Source organism: Streptomyces sp. GL_141, assembly GCF_057834385.1.
Map to the genome: position 1 here is coordinate 6,357,043 of NZ_CM174402.1, position 18,647 is coordinate 6,375,689.

Sequence of the window (18,647 nt, forward strand, 5' to 3'; positions counted from 1 at the left end):
GTGAACGGGCTCAACACGATCCTGATCGTCCTCGGCCTGTTCCTGGCCGGCGGCGTCTACTCCTTCAAGAAGCAGGAGATGCCCGCCTCGGTCATCGTCCTGCTCGCCATCGGCTCCGTGATGTGCCTGGTCGCCGGAGTGCTGCGGATCCAGGGAATTTGGGAGTGAGCACCTTGACCCCCACCAAGAAGGTCGTGGTCTTCGACTACGGCTTCGGCAACGTCCGCTCCGCCGAGCGCGCCCTCGCACGCGCCGGCGCGGACGTGGAGATCACCCGCGACTACGACAAGGCCATGGACGCCGACGGACTCCTCGTCCCCGGCGTCGGAGCCTTCTCCGCCTGCATGCAGGGGCTCAAGGACGCGCGCGGCGACTGGATCATCGGCCGCCGGCTCTCCGGCGGCCGCCCGGTCATGGGCATCTGCGTCGGCATGCAGATCCTCTTCGAGCGCGGCATCGAGCACGGCGTGGAGACCGAGGGACTGGACGAGTGGCCCGGCACGGTCGGCCCGCTCCAGGCCCCGATCGTCCCCCACATGGGCTGGAACACCGTGGACGCGCCGGCCGACAGCCAGGCCTTCGCCGGCCTGGACGAGGACGCCCGCTTCTACTTCGTGCACTCCTACGCGGCCCACGACTGGTCGCTGGAAGTCACCAACCCGCTGATCAAGGCCCCCAAGGTCACCTGGGCCACGCACGGCGAGCGGTTCGTCGCGGCGGTGGAGAACGGGGCCCTGTGGGCCACCCAGTTCCACCCCGAGAAGTCCGGGGACGCCGGCGCCCAGCTCCTCACCAACTGGATCGAGACCCTGTGATGACGACGTCGAAGAAGCTCGAACTGCTCCCCGCCGTCGACGTCCGCGACGGCCAGGCCGTCCGCCTCGTGCACGGCGTCTCCGGCAGCGAGACCTCCTACGGCTCCCCGCTCCAGGCCGCCCTGGCCTGGCAGTCCGCCGGCGCCGAATGGCTGCACCTGGTCGACCTGGACGCCGCCTTCGGCACCGGTGACAACCGCGCGCTCGTCGCCGAGATCACCGGCGCCATGGACATCAAGGTCGAGCTGTCCGGCGGCATCCGCGACGACGCCACGCTCGCCGCGGCCCTCGCCACCGGCTGCACCCGCGTCAACCTGGGCACCGCCGTCCTGGAGACCCCCGAGTGGGCCGCCAAGGCCATCGCCGAGCACGGGGACAAGATCGCCATCGGCCTCGACGTACGCGGCACCACCCTCAAGGGCCGCGGCTGGACCAGCGAGGGCGGGGACCTCTACGAGACCCTCGCGCGCCTGGACTCCGAGGGCTGCGCCCGGTACGTCGTCACCGACATCGGCAAGGACGGCACCCTCACCGGCCCCAACCTGGAGCTGCTGAAGAACGTCTGCGCCGCCACCGACCGGCCCGTCGTGGCCTCCGGCGGCATCTCCTCCCTCGACGACCTGCGCGCACTGGCCGGGCTCGTCGGGGCCGGCGTCGAGGGCGCCATCGTAGGCAAGGCCCTGTACGCCAAGGCGTTCACGCTCGAAGAAGCCCTGAAGGTGGTCTCCGCATGAGTTCCGACAACGGTTCCGCGCACACGTCCGCGAACAGTTCCGACGTCCGGCGCATCTCTTCCGGCGGCGCCTACGAGGACGTGCTCGGCTACTCCCGCGCCGTCCAGCTCCCCAACGGGCTGGTCCTGGTCTCCGGCTGCACCGGGGCCGACGCGGGCGGCCCGTACGACCAGACGAAGAAGGCCTTCAGCGTGGCCTTCAACGCGCTGGAGCAGGCCGGACTCGGCCCCGAGCACGTGGTCCGCACCCGCCTCTACCTCACGCACGCCCGTGACGTGGACGAGGTCGGCCGCGCCCACAGCGAGCTCTTCGACAAGATCCGCCCCGCCTCCACGCTGATCATCGTCAACGGGTTCGTGGACCCGAGCATGGTCGTCGAGGTGGAGGTCGAGGCCTTCGGCCCCGTCGCGGGAGGCTCGGCATGACCCTCGCCGTACGGGTGATCCCCTGCCTGGACGTGGACAACGGCCGCGTGGTCAAGGGCGTCAACTTCCAGAACCTGCGCGACGCCGGCGACCCGGTCGAGATGGCCAAGCTCTACGACGCCGAAGGCGCCGACGAGCTGACCTTCCTCGACATCACCGCGTCCTCCGGCAACCGGGAGACCACCTACGACGTGGTGCGCCGCACCGCCGAGCAGGTCTTCATCCCGCTGACCGTGGGCGGCGGCGTCCGCACCGCCGACGACGTGGACAAGCTGCTGCGGGCCGGCGCCGACAAGGTCGGCGTGAACACCGCCGCCATCGCCCGGCCCGAGCTCATCCAGGAGATCGCCGAGCGGTTCGGCCGGCAGGTGCTGGTGCTGTCGGTCGACGCCCGCCGCACCGCCTCCGGTTCCTTCGAGGTGACCACCCACGGCGGCCGGCAGAGCGCCGGCATCGACGCCGTCGAGTGGGCGCACCGGGCGGCCGAGCTGGGCGCCGGAGAAATCCTGTTGAACTCGATGGACGCGGACGGTACCAAGGACGGCTACGACACCGAGATGATCGCGGCCGTGCGCAAGCACGTCACGGTCCCGGTGATCGCCTCGGGCGGCGCGGGCAAGCTCGCGCACTTCCCGCCGGCGATCGCGGCCGGCGCCGACGCGGTGCTCGCGGCGTCGGTGTTCCACTTCGGAGACCTGCGCATCGGCCAGGTCAAGGACGCGCTGAGGGAAGCGGGCCACCCGGTCCGCTGAGGTTCGCTTCGCCCGTGGGGGGCCGGTTCGTGAACGGGAACGTCTGGCGGGACGGCAACGTCCTGCGCTGGCTGGCCGCCTACGGGGCTTCGCTCGTCGGGGACGGGGTCTACTTCCTCGCCCTCGGCTGGGCGGCCGCCCAGACGGCCGGCCCGGCCGAGGTCGGCCTGGTCATGGCGGTCGGCGCGATACCGAGGGCGCTGCTCATGCTGGGCGGCGGGGTGATCGCCGACCGCTTCGGGCCCCGGCTGGTGGTCATCTCCTCCGACGCGGTGCGGTGCGGTGTCGTGCTGAGCCTGGCGCTCGTCCTCGCCCTCGGCTCCCCGGGCCTGTGGGTCCTGGTGCTCGTCGCGCTGGTCTTCGGCATCGTGGACGCGCTGTTCATGCCGGCCGTCGGGGCGCTGCCGCCGCGGATCGCGGGGCCCGGGCAGCTGGTACGGGTCCAGGGGCTGCGCAGCCTCGCGGAACGCGTCGGGCACACCGCCGGGCCGCCGGTGGCGGGGCTGGCGATGGGGCTGGGCGGGCCGGCGGCGGCCTTCGCGGTGGCGTCGGTGCTGTTCGGGGTCTCGCTGGTGCTGCTGATGGCGGTACGGATCGCCCCACTGCCGGCGGCGTCGGAGAAGACCCCCGCCTCCCCCGCGGGGGAGAGCCCCTGGAAGCAGCTCCGCTCCGGGCTCGGCTACATACGGCGGCACGGGCTCATCGGACCCCTGGTCCTGTCCGGGGCACTGAGCCAGCTCGGCACGTCCGCGCCGATGACCCTCGGCCTGATCCTGGTCTCCGAGGAGCGAGGCTGGGGGCCGGCCGGAGTCGGCTGGATCATCGGCGGGATGGGTGTGGGCGCGGCGTCGAGCGCGCTGGTGCTGACCCTGATCCCGAGGTTCCCCCGGGCCGGGGCGGTCCAGAACCTCACCCTGATCATCGGCTCCGCGGGCATCGGCGGACTCGTGCTGGCGCCGAGCCTGCCGGTGGCGGTGGGGCTGGCCGTGCTGACCGGGCTGGTCTGCGGGATCTGCGGCGGCCTGGCCATCGCCCTCATCCAGACGGCCACGGACCCCTCGTACCTGGGGCGGGTCAGCTCCGTGATGGCCTTCACGGCGGTCGGGCTGGCCCCGCTGGCCTATCCCGTCTTCGGCTTCGCCGCGGACGTGTGGGGCGTGACCCCGGTCTTCCTGGCGGGGGCGGCGGTGAGCATGGCGGGCGCGATCGTCGGAACCTCGGCCCCAGCGGTCCGCCGCGCGGAACTGGCGTTCGCCTGAGCCCTGCGAGGCCGTCCCCTACCCGCCCACCGGCCCGCAGGGGCTACATGCCGAGCTGCGCCACCGTGAGCTTCGCGATGGCTTCCTTCGGGCCGTCCAGCTGCACCGCGGCAGCATCCTGACGGCCGAAGCAGAACAGGGTCAGTTCCCCCGGCTCGCCGGTCACCGTCACCACAGGCGCGCCCTTGTGGGCCACCGCCGTCTGGCCGTTCGGGCGGCGCAGCACCAGGCCCACCGGGGAGCGGCGGCCCGTCAGCCGGGCCAGCTTCTCCAGGCGGGACCAGAGGGAGTCGGAGAAGACCGGGTCCAGGGGGCGCGGGGACCAGTCCGGCTGGGCGCGCCGGATGTCCTCGGAGTGGACGTAGAACTCCACCGCGTTCGCCAGCTCGTCGATCTGCTTCAGCGAGTAGAGGGACATCTTCGGCGGGCCGGTCCGGATCAACTGGATGAGTTCCTCGTACGGCTTGGCCCCGTACTCCTCCATCGCCTTGTCCAGGCGGGCCTTCAGCACGTTCAGGAGCAGTCCGCCCGCCGCGTCCGGGCGACGCTCCCGGACCACCACGTGCGCGGCGAGCTCCCGCGTCCGCCAGCCGTCGCACAGCGTCGGCGCCTCCGGGCCCGCCGACTCCAACAGGTCGGCCAGCAGCAGTCGTTCACGCTTCGCATGGGTAGACATGCGGGCCAGCCTACGGCTGGAACCCGCCCCGTGCCTGCCCATCAGGCGGACAGGGATCCTTGATCGTCCCCCGGGCCCGGCACAATGGCTCCCATGAGTACGTCCTCCCTCGATCCCGCCATCGCCGCCCGCCTCAAGCGCTCCGCGGACGGTCTGGTCCCGGCCATCGCCCAGCAGTACGACACCGGTGAGGTGCTCATGCTCGGCTGGATGGACGACGAGGCCCTGCACCGCACCCTGACCACCGGCCGCTGCACGTACTGGTCGCGCAGCCGTCAGGAGTACTGGGTGAAGGGGGACACTTCCGGCCACTTCCAGCACGTGAAGTCCGTCGCGCTCGACTGCGACGCCGACACCGTGCTCGTCAAGGTGGACCAGGTCGGGGCGGCCTGCCACACCGGTGCCCGGACGTGTTTCGATGCCGACGTCCTGCCCCTGGCCGGTCCCTCCGGCCCCACTGCCGACGCCGAATAGCCGAAGCCGATCACAAGTAAGGTCCCACGCCATGGATCTTGAGACGTTCCGCAAGCTCGCGGCCGACCGCCGCGTCATCCCCGTCAGCCGCAAGCTGCTGGCGGACGGTGACACGCCCGTCGGGCTCTACCGCAAGCTGGCCGCCGAACGCCCCGGGACGTTCCTCCTGGAGTCCGCCGAGAACGGCCGCTCCTGGTCGCGCTACTCCTTCGTCGGCGTCCGCAGCGCCTCCACCCTCACGGTCCGTGACGGCGAGGCCCACTGGATCGGCACCCCGCCCGTCGGCGTCCCGACCTCCGGCGACCCCCTGGAGGCCCTGCGGCAGACCGTGGAGGCCCTGCACACCCCCCGGGACCTCGCCTCCGGGATGCCGCCCTTCACCGGCGGCATGGTCGGCTACCTGGGCTACGACATCGTGCGCCGCCTCGAGCGCATCGGCGAGCACACCGAGGACGACCTGCGGCTGCCCGAGCTGACGATGCTGCTCACCTCCGACCTGGCGGTCCTGGACCACTGGGACGGCACCGTCCAGCTCATCGCCAACGCCATCAACCACAACGACCTCGCCGCGGGCGTGGACGAGGCGTACGCGGACGCCGTGGCGCGCCTCGACGCGATGGAGGCCGACCTCGCGCGGCCCGCCCCGTACGCGCCGATGCCGCTGCCCGCCTCCGAGCTGCCCGAGTACTCCGCCCTGTGGGGCGGCGAGAAGTACCAGGCCGCCGTCGAGGACGTGAAGGAGCGGATCCGGGCCGGCGAGGCCTTCCAGGTGGTGCCCTCGCAGCGGTTCGAGACCCCGTGCAGCGCTTCCGCGCTCGACGTGTACCGGGTGCTGCGGGCCACCAACCCGTCCCCGTACATGTACCTCTTCCGCTTCGAGAACGGCTTCGACGTCGTCGGGTCCAGCCCCGAGGCGCTGGTCAAGGTCGAGGACGGGCGGGCCATGGTCCACCCCATCGCCGGCACCCGGCACCGCGGTGCCACCCCGCAGCAGGACAACGAGCTCGCCGACGAGCTGCTGGCCGACCCCAAGGAGCGCGCCGAGCACCTCATGCTCGTCGACCTCGGCCGCAACGACCTCGGCCGGGTCTGCGAGCCGGGCTCGGTGGAGGTCGTCGACTTCATGAGCATCGAGCGGTACTCGCACGTCATGCACATCGTCTCCACCGTCACCGGGCGCGTCGCCGAGGGCAGGACCGCCTTCGACGTGCTCACCGCCTGCTTCCCGGCCGGCACCCTGTCCGGCGCGCCCAAGCCGCGCGCCATGCAGATCATCGAGGAGCTGGAGCCCACCCGCCGCGGGCTCTACGGCGGCTGCGTCGGCTACCTCGACTTCGCCGGGGACTCCGACACCGCCATCGCCATCCGCACCGCGCTGCTGCGGGACGGGAAGGCGTACGTCCAGGCAGGCGCCGGAGTCGTCGCCGACTCGGTGCCCGAGCTGGAGGACACCGAGTGCCGCAACAAGGCCGCCGCGGTGCTCCGCGCGGTGGCGGCGGCGAACCGCCTCCACGGCTCCTGAGCGCGTAGGGGATAGTGGGGTACGTGAGTGCCGTACCCCCGCCCCGAACCGAACACGCCGATGCCGCCGCCGAGCCCGGGTCCCCCTCGGGCCGCGGCGGCCGCCGCAGCGTGGCCGTCGCGCTGCTGCTCGGCGCGCTCGGCGCCACCGTCGTCCTGCTCGCCTCCGGCCGCGTCTGGGCCCGGGGCGTCGCCGCCATCGGCGGCGGCTCGCTGCCGGTGACCGCCGACGGGCGGGCCGTCACCGGCGTGCCCGCCGCCCTGGCCATCGTCGGGCTCGCCGCCCTGGTCGCCGTCTTCGCCGTACGCGGCAGGAGCCGGCTGCTGGTCTCGGCGCTGCTCGCGCTGAGCGGCCTGGGCGCGGGGGCCGCCGCCCTGGCCAATGCGGACGGCCGGCGCGCCCTGGACGCGGAGGCGGCCCGTACGACGGCCGACACCGCGGCCCACGTGGCCGGCCTGACCCATACGGCCTGGCCCTACGTGACGGCGGCCGGCGGCGCGCTGATCCTGCTGGCCGGACTGCTCGCGCTGCGCTTCGGGAGCGCCTGGCCCACGATGGGCGGCCGCTACGAGCGCGACGGCAGCCCGCGACCCCGCAAGGCGGCCGTGGTGGACCCGGACCGGCCCGAGGACCTGTGGAAGGCTCTGGACCGGGGCGAAGACCCCACCGGTCCGGACCCGACTCCGTGAAACCGGGATCGGCACCGTGAACCCGGGAACGACACCGTGAACCCGGAGCCGACCCCGTGAACGAGGGCGCGGCCCGGTGCGGGACAATGACCACCGAGCGTTCTACACAGCACCGTTCGACACGGCCGACACAGCACGTGCGGCGTGCGACGGAGCACACCCGAGTACGAGGAGCAACTCATGGCGGGCACTAGCCACGGACACACCCCGGCCGCCTGGACCGGTGTCATCATCGCAGTCATCGGTTTCTGCATCTCCGGCGCCTTCATGGTGCTGGCGAACCCGCTGGGCTTCTACGCGGGCCTCGTCGTCGTCGTCATCGGCGGTGTCGTGGGCATGGCGATGAAGGCCGCGGGCATGGGCGCGCCGAAGGCCGCGCACCAGGACCTCGCCGAGGTCATCGCCGCGAACCGCGTCGCCGCCAAGGTCTGACCGGGCCGTAGCGGGTACGTGGGTTTTCGAAAGGCGCGGCCCTGTCGGGCTGCGCCTTTTGTCATGAGCGGAGAGAATCAGCGGGTGGACGCCTCCTCTGGAACGACCGATCTCGCGCCGCCCCCCGCGCCCGTGTCCCGGGCCGGCCGGCTGGCGCGTCCGGCGCTCACGCTGGGTGCGGCCGCCGCGGCCCTCGCGTACGTGGGGACCGTGGACCCGAACGAGCCCGGTCACTATCCGGTCTGCCCGCTGTTCCGGGTGACCGGGGTCCTGTGCCCGGGCTGTGGCGGGCTGCGCAGCGCACACGCGTTCGCCCATGGCGATCTCGTGACAGCTATCGGGGCAAATGCACTGGCGGTCGCGGGCTACTTCGTCTTCGCCGGGATCATGGTCCTGTGGCTGGTTCGCGCCTATCGGGGGGTGCCGGGCCGGAGGTTCGTCATGCGGCCGTTGTACTGGTGGGGGATCGGTGCGGTGGCCTTGGCCTTCTCCGTTGTCCGGAACCTGCCCATGGGCTCTTTCCTGGCGCCCTGAGGTATAGCTGAAGTAAAGATTCCGGATGTCCATTTAATGGGACGCCGTCAACCGCGTGCGGAGGGCAAGGCGTCCTGCGGATACCATTTGAACTGCTGACCTTGCAGTTGTACGTGTCTGCAAGGCGGCCGACCGTCATCGACCCGGAAGGGGGCCGCTCGCGTGAGTGTGCTCGACGAGATCATCGAAGGGGTCCGCGAAGACCTTGCCGAACGGCAGGCGCGCGTCAGCCTCGACGAGCTCAAGGAGCGTGCCGCCAAGGCGCCCCAGGCCAAGGACGGCGTCGCTGCCCTGCGCGGCGACAGCGTCAAGGTGATCTGCGAGGTCAAGCGTTCCAGCCCCTCCAAGGGTGCGCTGGCCGCCATCGCCGATCCGGCCGGGCTCGCCGCCGACTACGAAGCGGGCGGTGCGGCGGTCATTTCCGTCCTCACCGAGCAGCGTCGTTTCGGTGGCTCGCTGGCCGACCTGGAGGCCGTCCGCGCCCGCGTGGACATCCCGATCCTGCGCAAGGACTTCATCGTCACGGCGTACCAGCTGTGGGAGGCCCGCGCCTACGGCGCCGACCTCGCGCTGCTGATCGTCGCGGCCCTGGAGCAGGAGGCCCTCGTCTCCCTCATCGAGCGGGCCGAGTCCATCGGCCTCACCCCGCTCGTCGAGGTCCACGACGAGGAGGAAGTGGAGCGCGCGGTCGCTGCCGGCGCCAAGATCATCGGCGTCAACGCCCGCAACCTCAAGGACCTCAAGGTCGACCGCTCCACCTTCGAGCGCGTCGTCGGAGAGATCCCGGCCCACATCGTCAAGGTTGCCGAATCCGGCATCCGCGGGCCGCATGACCTGATCGCCTATGCGAACGAGGGCGCCGACGCCGTCCTCGTCGGGGAGTCCCTGGTGACCGGCCGCGACCCGAAGGCGGCCGTGGCCGACCTCGTCGCCGCCGGCGCCCACCCCGCCCTGCGTCACGGGCGGAGCTGACCCGCACCCATGGCCCGAAACCGCCCCTCCGTCCGCACCCGACCGGGCTCCGGCCTGGCCGGTGTGCCGACGGCGCACGCGCCCCTGGCGCGCGGCTGCCGCCCTCGCGGCTGCCGCGCCCCGGCCCGGCGCGTGCGCGGGCGGCGGGTCCGGTACGTGATCGGCTCCGAGCCCGGTCAGGTCAACGGCATGCGATGGCGACCCGGAGTCGCGTCGTAACGAGACCCGCCGGACGGTGTACGTCGTACACCCGCGTGTGTGCGTAGTGCACCCGTGTCCGTCGGCGTCCCGTCACGGTCCGTTCCCCGAGCCGCCGGCTCCGGGGCGGGCCGCTCCGCACCCTCGTACGTCCACGCCCCAGCGGGGTGTGCGCGTCGTGGGCGGACGGCGCAATACGGTGAAGACATCCGCGTCGCATCCGTAGGAGTACCTGGGCATGTCCAGCGCCAGCAGTTTCTTCATCCCGGACCCCGAGGGTCACATCCCGAACGCCGAGGGCTACTTCGGCGACTTCGGCGGCAAGTTCATCCCGGAGGCGCTCGTCGCCGCCGTGGACGAGGTCGCGGTCGAGTACGAGAAGGCCAAGGGCGACCCGGCCTTCGCGGCCGAGCTCAACGACCTGATGGTCAACTACACCGGCCGTCCCAGCTCCCTGACCGAGGTGCCGCGGTTCGCCGAGCACGCGGGCGGGGCGCGGATCTTCCTCAAGCGCGAGGACCTGAACCACACCGGCTCGCACAAGATCAACAACGTGCTGGGCCAGGCGCTGCTCACCAAGCGCATGGGCAAGACCCGCGTCATCGCCGAGACCGGCGCCGGTCAGCACGGCGTGGCCACCGCCACCGCCTGCGCCCTGTTCGGCCTCGAATGCACCATCTACATGGGCGAGATCGACACCCAGCGCCAGGCCCTGAACGTGGCCCGGATGCGCATGCTGGGCGCCGAGGTCATCGCGGTGAAGTCCGGCTCCCGGACCCTGAAGGACGCCATCAACGAGGCGTTCCGCGACTGGGTCGCCAACGTGGACCGCACCCACTACCTCTTCGGCACGGTCGCGGGTCCCCACCCGTTCCCCGCCATGGTCCGCGACTTCCACCGGGTCATCGGCGTCGAGGCCCGCCGCCAGATCCTGGAGCGCGCCGGACGCCTGCCCGACGCCGTCGCGGCGTGCGTGGGCGGCGGCTCCAACGCCATCGGCCTGTTCCACGCCTTCATCCCGGACGCCGACGTCCGCCTGGTCGGCTTCGAGCCCGCCGGACACGGCGTCGAGACCGGCGAGCACGCGGCCACCCTGACCGCCGGCGAGCCGGGCATCCTGCACGGATCGCGCTCCTACGTCCTCCAGGACGAGGAGGGCCAGATCACCGAGCCGTACTCCATCTCCGCCGGTCTGGACTACCCGGGCATCGGCCCGGAGCACTCCTACCTCAAGGACGCCGGCCGCGCCGAGTACCGCGCGGTCACCGACGACCAGGCGATGCAGGCCCTGCGCCTCCTCTCCCGCACCGAGGGCATCATCCCGGCCATCGAGTCCGCACACGCCCTCGCGGGCGCCCTGGACCTCGGCAAGGAACTCGGCAAGGACGGCCTGCTCGTCGTCAACCTGTCCGGCCGCGGCGACAAGGACATGGACACCGCCGCCCGGTACTTCGACCTGTACGACACCAATGCCTCCGAGGGGGAGACCAAGTGAGCGGCACCATCGAACTCCTGTCGGCGACCCTCGCGAAGGCGAAGTCCGAGGACCGCGCGGCCCTGGTCGCCTACCTCCCGGCCGGCTTCCCGACCGTGGACGGCGCCATCGAGGCCGTCAAGGCCGTCATCGCCGGCGGCGCGGACGTGGTCGAGATCGGCCTCCCGCACAGCGACCCGGTCCTGGACGGCGCCATCATCCAGACCGCCGACGACATCGCCCTGCGCGGCGGCGTCAAGATCGCCGACACGCTGCGTACGGTCCGCGAGGCGTACGAGGCGACCGGCGCCCCGATCCTGGTCATGACCTACTGGAACCCCATCGACCGCTACGGCGTCGAGCGGTTCACCGCCGAGCTCGCCGAGGCCGGCGGCGCGGGCTGCATCCTGCCCGACCTGCCGGTCCAGGAGTCCGCGCTGTGGCGCGAGCACGCGGCCAAGCACGGTCTCGCGACCGTCTTCGTCGTGGCTCCCAGCAGCAAGGACGAGCGCCTCGCCACCATCACGGCGGCCGGTTCAGGCTTCGTCTACGCCGCTTCGCTGATGGGTGTCACCGGCACCCGCGAGTCGGTCGGCAACCAGGCGGCCGACCTGGTCCGCCGCACCCGCGCCACCAGCGACCTGCCGGTCTGCGTGGGACTGGGCGTCTCCAACGCCGCCCAGGCCAAGGAGGTCGCGGGCTTCGCCGACGGCGTGATCGTCGGCTCCGCCTTCGTGAAGCTGCTGCTCGACGCGCCGGACCTGCCCGCCGGGCTGGCCGCGGTGCAGGCGCTGGCGGGCGAGCTCGCCGAGGGCGTGCGCCGCGGCTGAGGCGTGCGCCGGAGCCGACGGGCGGCGCGTTCGATCGCGCAGACGGACCCCTGAGCGGGTTCTGTAGCCCGATCGGGTGGAAGTAGGGGCAGGGAGGCACGAGAGTGCCTCCCTGCTTCGTTTGGCCGAACGTGAGCGACATGAACGACGGTGCGAACCGCGATGCGACGAAACGATCGGCCCGCGAGCGACTCCAGGTGGAGCGCGAGAAGCAGAAGGCGAGGGACAAGCGCCGGCGGACCCTCGTCGTGTCGGCGGCGGTGGTCGGCGTACTCGGACTGGCGGCCGTCGTCGGCCTGATCGCGGCGAACACCGGCAAGGGCGGATCCTCCGCCAAGGGCGGCCCGCTGGTCGCCCCGTCCGGGGCCACGGGCAAGGACGCCCTCGCCATCCAGACCGGCAAGGACGAGGCCCCCTCCACGCTGACCGTGTGGGAGGACTTCCGCTGCCCGGCCTGCAAGGCCTTCGAGACCAACTACCGGGACACCATCCACGAGCTGGAGTCCAAGGGGCTCCTCAAGGCCGAGTACCACCTCGTCACCCTGATCGACGGGAACATGGGCGGCACCGGCTCGCTCAAGAGCGCCAACGCCGCCGCCTGCGCACAGGACGCCGGGAAGTTCGCCCCGTACCACGACGTGCTCTTCGACAACCAGCCCGAGGAGACCAACGACGCCTACGGCAAGAACGCCAAGCTGCTGGAGCTGGCCGGGAAGGTCGACGGCCTCGACACCCCCGCCTTCCGCACCTGCGTCGAGGACGGCACGCACGACAGCTGGGTGAACAAGTCGCAGGACGCCTTCCGCGCGGGCGAGTTCCGCGGGACCCCGACCGTGCTGCTCGACGGCAAGGACATCTTCGGGGACCAGGCCAATCCGCTGACCCCGCAGAAGCTCAAGGAGAAGGTGGAGGCGGCCGGCAAGGGCGGCCCAGGTGCCGCGAAGGCCTCCCCGTCGGCGTCGGCGTCGGCATCGGCGGCGTCCGGGTCGGCCAAGTCCGCGTCCGGGTCGCCGTCCGCCTCCGCGTCCGCGGCAGGCTCGGGGAAGGCCTCCTCCGGCCGCCCGGCCACGCCCTCGGCCTCCTCCTCGTCCCCGTCGGCACGCTCGGCGGGCCGGTCGGCCACGGGCGGCTCGGGCTCCGCGGGCGCCTCTCCGGAGCACGCCGGGACGCCCATGGAGCACTGAGCGCCGTCTCGATTCGGCAGCAGCTTGCCGGGCGGGTTGCGGTCCCCACCGTCCGGCAAGGTAGCGTCGGCTCTTGCCATGAACCTTGCCTTCATTCCCAGTCCGTCGACGGGCGTGCTCCATCTCGGGCCGATCCCGCTGCGCGGCTACGCGTTCTGCATCATCATCGGCGTCTTCGTCGCCGTCTGGCTCGGCAACAAGCGCTGGGTCGCGCGCGGCGGTAAGCCGGGCACGGTCGCGGACATCGCCGTGTGGGCCGTGCCGTTCGGCCTGGTCGGCGGTCGCCTCTACCACGTGATCACCGACTACCAGCTCTACTTCGGCGAGGGCCGCGACTGGGTCGACGCCTTCAAGATCTGGGAGGGCGGCCTCGGCATCTGGGGCGCGATCGCGCTGGGCGCGGTCGGTGCCTGGATCGGCTGTCGCCGGCGCGGCATCCCGCTGCCGGCCTGGGCCGACGCCCTGGCCCCCGGCATCGCGCTGGCCCAGGCCTGCGGACGCTGGGGCAACTGGTTCAACCAGGAGCTGTACGGCCGCGCCACCGATCTGCCGTGGGCGGTGGAGATCACCGACGGCCCGAACCGGGTCGCCGGGACCTACCACCCGACCTTCCTCTACGAGTCGCTCTGGTGCGTCGGCGTCGCCCTGCTGGTGATCTGGGCCGACCGCCGCTTCAAGCTCGGACACGGGCGGGCGTTCGCGCTGTACGTCGCCGCGTACTGCGTGGGGCGCGGCTGGATCGAGTACATGCGGGTCGACGAGGCCCACCACATCCTCGGCCTGCGGCTCAACGTCTGGACCTCGATCGTCGTCTTCGTGCTCGCCGTCGTGTACCTGGTGCTGTCGGCGAAGCTGCGGCCGGGCCGCGAGCTGGTCGTCGAACCCGGGGCCGACACTGACGCCGTGGCCGGCGCCAAGGACGGGGACACCCCGGCCGGGGACGCGGGAGCCGAGGGCGACGAGGCCAAGGCCGAGGGCAAGGACAAGGCTGAGGCCAAGGACAAGGCTGAGGACAAGCCCACGGGCGAGGTCACCGCGGAGGTCGAGGGTGAAGCCACGGCTGACGCCGAGGGCGATGCCAAGGCCGAGGCCCCCGGGGCCAAGAAGCTCTGACCGGGGTTCCGGTCGAAACGGGAGGGGCGTCGCGCACACCGCGCGGCGCCCCTCCCGTTTCGTGTGCGCCGGGTCAGGACAGGACCGGTGCGTCCCGGCGGGACAGGGTCATGATCCGTTCCGCCCCCGCCAGCATCGCCGGGTCGACGAAGCGGCCGTCGGGGAGGGCCACCGCGCCCGGGGTGCGGCGGGCCGCGGCCACGATCTCCTCGGCGGCGCTGACCTCCGCCGGGCCGGGCAGGTAGGCCCGCTCGATCACCGGGAGCTGACGCGGATGGATCGCCGCGCGGCCCAGGAAGCCGAGGGCGCGGCCCCGGGCGCAGGAGGCCGCCAGTGCCTCCAGGTTCCGGATGTCGGGGAACACCGACTGGGCCGGCGGCGCGAGCCCGGCCGCGCGGGCCGCGACCACCACCCGGGAGCGCGGCCAGTCCAGGCCCGACTCCGCGGTGACGCCCAGGTCGGCCCGCAGGTCCGCCTCGCCCAGGGACAGGCCGCGCAGGGCGGGGTGCGCGCGGGCGATCTCGTAGGCCCGTTCCACGCCGAGCGCCGATTCCAGCAGGGCGTACAGGGCCACCCCGGGGGTGCGGTCGGCGGTGGCGACGATCTGCTCCGGTGAGGAGATCTTCGGCAGGCGCAGACCGGCGAGGCCGTGGAGCCCGCCGAGCGCGCTGAGGTCGGCGCCGCCCCACGGGGAGTCCAGGGCGTTGACGCGGACGTGGACCGGCACCGGGTGCCGGTCGCCGAGCAGTTCGGCGGTGGCGGCGCGGGCGTACTCCTTGCGGGAGGCCGACACCGCGTCCTCCAGGTCCACGATGACGGCGTCGGCCCCGGCGTGCAGGGCCTTGGAGACCACCTCGGGGCGGTCGCCGGGTACGTAGAGCCAGGTCAGGATCACAGGGCCCCCTCCGTGCGGAGAGCGGTGATCTCGGCCGGGGAGAGGCCGATCTCGGTGAGGACGGCATCGGTGTCCGCGCCGTGCGGGCGGCCCGCCCAGCGGATCGAGCCCGGGGTCTCCGAGAGCCGGAAGAGGACGTTCTGCATGCGGATCGGGCCCAGCTCCGGGTCCTCGACCTCGGTGATGGTGTCCAGGGCCGCGTACTGCGGATCGGCCATGACGTCCCGTACGTCGTAGACCAGCGCGACCGCGGCCTCGGCCTCCTCGAAGGCGGCCGTCACCTCGTCCGCCTTGTGCCGGGCGATCCAGCCGCCGACCGCCTCGTCGAGCACGTCCGCGTGACCGGCCCGGCCGGAACCCGACGCGAACCACGGCTCGGCGATCAGCTCCGGGCGGCCCACGAGCCGCATCACGCGCTCGGCGATGGACTGGGCGGAGGTGGAGACCGCCAGCCAGCGGCCGTCCAGGCTGCGGTACGTGTTGCGGGGCGCGTTGTTCGTGGAACGGTTGCCCGTGCGGGGCTGGACGTAGCCGAGCTGGTCGTACCAGAGCGGGTGCGGCCCGAGGACGGTCAGGATCGGCTCGATGATGGCCAGGTCCACCACCTGCCCGTGCCCGGTGCGGTCGCGCCCGGCGAGCGCCGCCATCACCGCGTACGCGGTGGTCAGCGCGGCGATCGAGTCCGCGAGTCCGAACGGCGGCAGGGTCGGCGGCCCCTCCGGCTCCCCGGTGATCGCCGCGAAGCCGCTCATCGCCTCCGCGAGGGTGCCGAAGCCGGGGCGGTGGGCGTACGGGCCCTCCTGGCCGAAGGCCGTCACGCGGGTCAGGATCAGCCGCGGGTTCGCGGCGGACAGTTCGGGCCAGCCCAGACCCCAGCGCTCCAGGGTGCCCGGGCGGAAGTTCTCGATCACCACGTCGGCGGTGGCGACCAGGCGCAGCAGGGTGTCCCGGCCGCCGGGGGTGGACAGATCGAGGGTCATCGTCCGCTTGTTGCGGCCGAGCAGCTTCCACCAGAGGCCGATGCCGTCCTTGGCGGGGCCGTGGCCGCGGGAGGGGTCGGGGCGGGTCGGGTGCTCGACCTTGACGACCTCGGCGCCGAAGTCGCCGAGGAGGGTCGCGGCGAGGGGACCGGCGAAGAGGGTGGCGAGGTCGAGGACGCGGAGCCCGCGCAGGGGCGGAGCGGTCGCGGTGTCCGGGTCGGTGGCGGTGTCCCGGTCGGCGGGGGTCACGAGGCGGCTCCGGAGCGGGCGAAGGCGTCGGTCTGGGAGCGGCTCGGCATCGAGTCCTGGGCGCCGGGCCGCTGCACGGACAGTGCGGCGGCCGCCGAGGCCCAGCGCAGGGCCTCGGGCATCGGCCGGCCCTCGCCCAGCGCCACGGCGAGCGCGCCGACGAAGGTGTCTCCGGCGGCGGTGGTGTCCACGGCCCGTACGCGCGGCGCGGGCACGGCCAGCGGTTCGCGGCCGCGGGCGGCGTACAGGACCCCGGCGGCGCCGAGGGTGACCACCACCTCCGGCACGTCCTGGAGCAGGGCCGCCGCGGCCAGGTGCACGTCGGTGAGCCCGGTGAGTGCGGCGGCCTCGTGCTCGTTGGGCACCAACAGGTCGGTTGCGGCGAGGAGTTCGGCCGGCAGCGGCTGGGCGGGGGCCGGGGTGAGGATGGTGCGTACGCCGTGCGCGCGGGCGGCGAGGGCGCCGGCGAGCACGGCCTCCAGGGGCAGTTCGAGCTGGAGGAGCAGGGAGTCGGCGGCGCCGATGCGGGCGGCGTCGCCCGGTTCCAGGGAGGTGACGAGGGCGTTGGCGCCGGGGATGACGATGATGCTGTTGCCCCCCTCGTCGTCCACGGTGATGTGCGCGGTGCCGCTGGCGCCCTCGACGGTGCGCAGGGCCGCCGTCTCGACCCCGGCGCCGGCGAGCGCGGAACGCAGCCGTACGCCGAACTCGTCGGCCCCGACCGCGCCGATCATCACCACCTCCGCACCCGAACGGGCGGCGGCGACGGCCTGGTTGGCGCCCTTTCCGCCGGGCACGGTGCGGAAGGCGCGGCCGGTGACGGTCTCCCCGAGGCGGGGGGCCTTGGCGACGTAGGCGACGAGGTCCATGTTGGTACTGCCGAGCACGGCGATGGCCGTCATGAGCGGGCTGCCTCCTGTGCGGTGAGGTGGGCGAGGGCGTCGAAGCCGATGCCGTCGAAGCCGGGGACGGTGGTGGCGAGGCGGTTCTTCAGCGGGGCCGTCCAGCGGTGCGGGATCCCGTCGGGGGAGCCGGCGATCAGTCCGGCGAGGGCGCCGGCGGTGGCGCCGTTGGAATCGGTGTCCCAGCCGCCGGACACCGCGCGGCAGACGGAGTGGGTGAAGTCCCCGTCGGCGTGGGTGAGGGCGGCGGCGATCACGGCGGTGTTGGGGACGGCGTGGACCCAGTGGTAGTGGCCGTAGCGGGCGTGGAGCAGGTCCACGACGGTATCGAAGTCCGTGCCGGTGCTCCGCGCGTCCCGGGCGGTGCGGATCCCGAAACGGACGGCCTCGGCGAGGCGGGAAGCCGGCGGTACGACGGCCAGCCCGGCCTGCAGCGCGGTGTGCACGTCGGCCCGGCCGGTGGCCGCGGTGGCGGTGGCGGCGGCCACGAACGCGGCGGCGTGGACGCCGTTGCCGGTGTGGCTGAGGGCGGCGTCCCGGTGCGCCTGGGCCGCGGCGGCGGCCGGGGCGCCCGGGTTGGTCCAGCCGTGGACGTCGGCGCGGATCAGGGCGCCGATCCACTCGCGGAACGGGTTGTGGTGGGTGGCGGTGGCGGGGGGCTCCAGGCCCTGGAGCAGATTCCGGTACGCGACGCGCTCGGCCGTGAACGTACGGCCGGCCGGGAGCTCGTCGAGCCAGAGCCGGCCGACGTCGGCGGTGCTGAAGCCCTTGCCGTGGCGCTGGAGGAGGAGCAGGCCGAGGAGGGGGTAGTTGAGGTCGTCGTCCTCGGGGGTGCCGTCGATGTTCTCGGCGAGGGAGGTGGGGGCGGAGCGGCGGTTCCAGGGGTGGGCGGCGAGGACCTCCGGTGGTACGCCGCGCTCGGTGAACCAGTCGCCGAGCGGCCAGTTCCCGGCGGCCCGGGCCAGGGCCCGGATCCCGTGCAGGGGCAGCTTCTCCACGGGCTTCCCGAGCACGCACCCCACGGCCCGCCCGAGCCACGCGGCCTCCAGCCGCCGCCGCAGACCCGCGGCGGCGTCCGTTCTTCCCGAAACGGGGGGCACGCCCCCGGGGCGCGGGGTGCGGGCGGACCCGTGAACCGGGGGGTCGGGCCGAGGGGGCGGTTCGGTGGGTGCGGGGAGGGCCGCGAGGGCTGTCAGGAGGTCGGTGGCCAGGGCTCGGAGTTCCGGCGGGGCCGGGGCGGGGGAGGCGCCCGCTCGCGCGGGGGCGAGGTGGCCGCCCGCCGCGAGCCAGACGCGCAGCAGCGGCTCCGCGGCCTCCCCGCGGCCGTCCTCGGCGGCCTGCCGGAACTCGTGGCCGACCAGGTCCTCGGGCTGGACCCAGGTCAGCCGGACGGGCCCGCCGTACCCGGCTCCGCCGGCCGGTGCCGCTTCGCCGTCCGGGGCGGGCTGGCCCGGTCCGGGGGCGGGGCCGGGCCCGCGGGCCACCGGCCCGGAGGCGGGCGCAGGAGGCGGGGGCGAACCGGGCGTCCCTGCTCCCGT

The 18,647-nt window shown here is 73.2% G+C and carries 21 protein-coding genes and 1 pseudogene; 17 read left to right on the forward strand and 5 right to left on the reverse strand.

All coding sequences use genetic code 11. The features are described 5' to 3' along the window. From AC3IX6_RS28190 to AC3IX6_RS28215, 6 genes are read left to right on the forward strand one after another with little or no spacing between them, the layout of a single operon-like run. Positions 1 to 168, forward strand: a complete 168-nt coding sequence (locus AC3IX6_RS28190) for a hypothetical protein (protein WP_250743789.1) — start codon at positions 1 to 3, stop codon at positions 166 to 168. A 5-nt stretch (positions 169 to 173) separates the two neighbouring features. Continuing rightward, a complete protein-coding gene (hisH, locus tag AC3IX6_RS28195; protein ID WP_250743832.1) occupies positions 174 to 815 on the forward strand; it encodes an imidazole glycerol phosphate synthase subunit HisH in 642 nt (213 codons plus the stop codon). Continuing rightward, positions 815 to 1,549 carry a bifunctional 1-(5-phosphoribosyl)-5-((5-phosphoribosylamino)methylideneamino)imidazole-4-carboxamide isomerase/phosphoribosylanthranilate isomerase PriA gene (gene priA / locus AC3IX6_RS28200; RefSeq protein ID WP_489365730.1) on the forward strand — a complete coding sequence of 245 codons (735 nt, stop codon included), beginning with the start codon at positions 815 to 817 and terminating at the stop codon, positions 1,547 to 1,549. Before hisH ends, priA begins: the two co-directional genes overlap by 1 nt. After that, the gene (locus AC3IX6_RS28205; protein ID WP_389433801.1) at positions 1,546 to 1,974 is read left to right on the forward strand and encodes a RidA family protein; all 429 of its coding nucleotides are present in this window, start codon (positions 1,546 to 1,548) and stop codon (positions 1,972 to 1,974) included. The genes priA and AC3IX6_RS28205 overlap by 4 nt, the downstream gene beginning before the upstream one ends. Further along, complete coding sequence (hisF, locus tag AC3IX6_RS28210; protein ID WP_266909499.1) at positions 1,971 to 2,726, forward strand: imidazole glycerol phosphate synthase subunit HisF; 756 nt, start codon at positions 1,971 to 1,973, stop codon at positions 2,724 to 2,726. The genes AC3IX6_RS28205 and hisF overlap by 4 nt, the downstream gene beginning before the upstream one ends. A gap of 29 nt (positions 2,727 to 2,755) precedes the next feature. After that, positions 2,756 to 3,985, forward strand: coding sequence for an MFS transporter (locus AC3IX6_RS28215; RefSeq protein ID WP_489365733.1), 1,230 nt, complete (start codon positions 2,756 to 2,758; stop codon positions 3,983 to 3,985). A gap of 43 nt (positions 3,986 to 4,028) precedes the next feature. Here AC3IX6_RS28215 and AC3IX6_RS28220 read toward each other — a convergent pair whose 3' ends face one another. Then, positions 4,029 to 4,661: a TIGR03085 family metal-binding protein gene (locus tag AC3IX6_RS28220; RefSeq protein ID WP_489365735.1), complete on the reverse strand. Its 633-nt coding sequence runs from the start codon at positions 4,659 to 4,661 to the stop codon at positions 4,029 to 4,031. An 84-nt stretch (positions 4,662 to 4,745) separates the two neighbouring features. Between AC3IX6_RS28220 and hisI the strand changes: the two genes are divergently transcribed. The 11 genes and pseudogenes from hisI (at position 4,746) to lgt (ending at position 14,083) form a co-directional block, all read left to right on the forward strand. After that, positions 4,746 to 5,135 carry a phosphoribosyl-AMP cyclohydrolase gene (gene hisI / locus AC3IX6_RS28225; RefSeq protein ID WP_489365737.1) on the forward strand — a complete coding sequence of 130 codons (390 nt, stop codon included), beginning with the start codon at positions 4,746 to 4,748 and terminating at the stop codon, positions 5,133 to 5,135. A gap of 31 nt (positions 5,136 to 5,166) precedes the next feature. Further along, positions 5,167 to 6,657 carry an anthranilate synthase component I gene (locus tag AC3IX6_RS28230; protein ID WP_489365738.1) on the forward strand — a complete coding sequence of 497 codons (1,491 nt, stop codon included), beginning with the start codon at positions 5,167 to 5,169 and terminating at the stop codon, positions 6,655 to 6,657. Between the two features lie 14 nt (positions 6,658 to 6,671). Then, on the forward strand, positions 6,672 to 7,346 hold the full coding sequence (locus tag AC3IX6_RS28235) for a TIGR02234 family membrane protein (RefSeq protein ID WP_489365740.1): 675 nt from the start codon (positions 6,672 to 6,674) through the stop codon (positions 7,344 to 7,346). 180 nt (positions 7,347 to 7,526) lie between these two features. Next, positions 7,527 to 7,778, forward strand: a complete 252-nt coding sequence (locus tag AC3IX6_RS28240) for an HGxxPAAW family protein (protein WP_327307209.1) — start codon at positions 7,527 to 7,529, stop codon at positions 7,776 to 7,778. Between the two features lie 63 nt (positions 7,779 to 7,841). Further along, a complete protein-coding gene (locus tag AC3IX6_RS28245) occupies positions 7,842 to 8,312 on the forward strand; it encodes a DUF2752 domain-containing protein (protein ID WP_489365743.1) in 471 nt (156 codons plus the stop codon). A 162-nt stretch (positions 8,313 to 8,474) separates the two neighbouring features. Beyond that, a complete protein-coding gene (gene trpC, locus AC3IX6_RS28250) occupies positions 8,475 to 9,284 on the forward strand; it encodes an indole-3-glycerol phosphate synthase TrpC (protein WP_214932893.1) in 810 nt (269 codons plus the stop codon). Between the two features lie 9 nt (positions 9,285 to 9,293). Then, positions 9,294 to 9,503, forward strand: coding sequence for a tryptophan biosynthesis modulator TrpM (gene trpM / locus AC3IX6_RS28255; RefSeq protein WP_250743802.1), 210 nt, complete (start codon positions 9,294 to 9,296; stop codon positions 9,501 to 9,503). A gap of 217 nt (positions 9,504 to 9,720) precedes the next feature. Beyond that, entirely contained in the window at positions 9,721 to 10,977 is a 1,257-nt protein-coding gene (gene trpB / locus AC3IX6_RS28260) for a tryptophan synthase subunit beta (protein ID WP_489365746.1), read from the forward strand. Beyond that, positions 10,974 to 11,786: a tryptophan synthase subunit alpha gene (gene trpA, locus AC3IX6_RS28265; protein ID WP_250743804.1), complete on the forward strand. Its 813-nt coding sequence runs from the start codon at positions 10,974 to 10,976 to the stop codon at positions 11,784 to 11,786. Before trpB ends, trpA begins: the two co-directional genes overlap by 4 nt. Before the next feature lie 140 nt (positions 11,787 to 11,926). Next, positions 11,927 to 12,712: pseudogene (locus AC3IX6_RS28270) on the forward strand (DsbA family protein); the annotation flags it as partial. Between the two features lie 336 nt (positions 12,713 to 13,048). Continuing rightward, positions 13,049 to 14,083, forward strand: coding sequence for a prolipoprotein diacylglyceryl transferase (lgt, locus tag AC3IX6_RS28275; RefSeq protein ID WP_489365748.1), 1,035 nt, complete (start codon positions 13,049 to 13,051; stop codon positions 14,081 to 14,083). 73 nt (positions 14,084 to 14,156) lie between these two features. On the opposite strand, the gene AC3IX6_RS28280 is transcribed toward lgt, so the two are convergent. Genes AC3IX6_RS28280 through AC3IX6_RS28295 form a run of 4 tightly spaced genes read right to left on the reverse strand, consistent with a single transcriptional unit; the run spans position 14,157 to position 18,593 of the window. After that, positions 14,157 to 14,978, reverse strand: coding sequence for an HpcH/HpaI aldolase/citrate lyase family protein (locus AC3IX6_RS28280; protein ID WP_489365749.1), 822 nt, complete (start codon positions 14,976 to 14,978; stop codon positions 14,157 to 14,159). After that, the gene (locus AC3IX6_RS28285; protein WP_489365751.1) at positions 14,975 to 16,207 is read right to left on the reverse strand and encodes a CaiB/BaiF CoA transferase family protein; all 1,233 of its coding nucleotides are present in this window, start codon (positions 16,205 to 16,207) and stop codon (positions 14,975 to 14,977) included. The genes AC3IX6_RS28280 and AC3IX6_RS28285 overlap by 4 nt, the downstream gene beginning before the upstream one ends. After that, complete coding sequence (gene rbsK / locus AC3IX6_RS28290) at positions 16,204 to 17,109, reverse strand: ribokinase (RefSeq protein WP_489365753.1); 906 nt, start codon at positions 17,107 to 17,109, stop codon at positions 16,204 to 16,206. Before rbsK ends, AC3IX6_RS28285 begins: the two co-directional genes overlap by 4 nt. Next, the gene (locus AC3IX6_RS28295; RefSeq protein ID WP_489365755.1) at positions 17,106 to 18,593 is read right to left on the reverse strand and encodes an ADP-ribosylglycohydrolase family protein; all 1,488 of its coding nucleotides are present in this window, start codon (positions 18,591 to 18,593) and stop codon (positions 17,106 to 17,108) included. The genes rbsK and AC3IX6_RS28295 overlap by 4 nt, the downstream gene beginning before the upstream one ends. Positions 18,594 to 18,647: the final 54 nt, after the last annotated feature.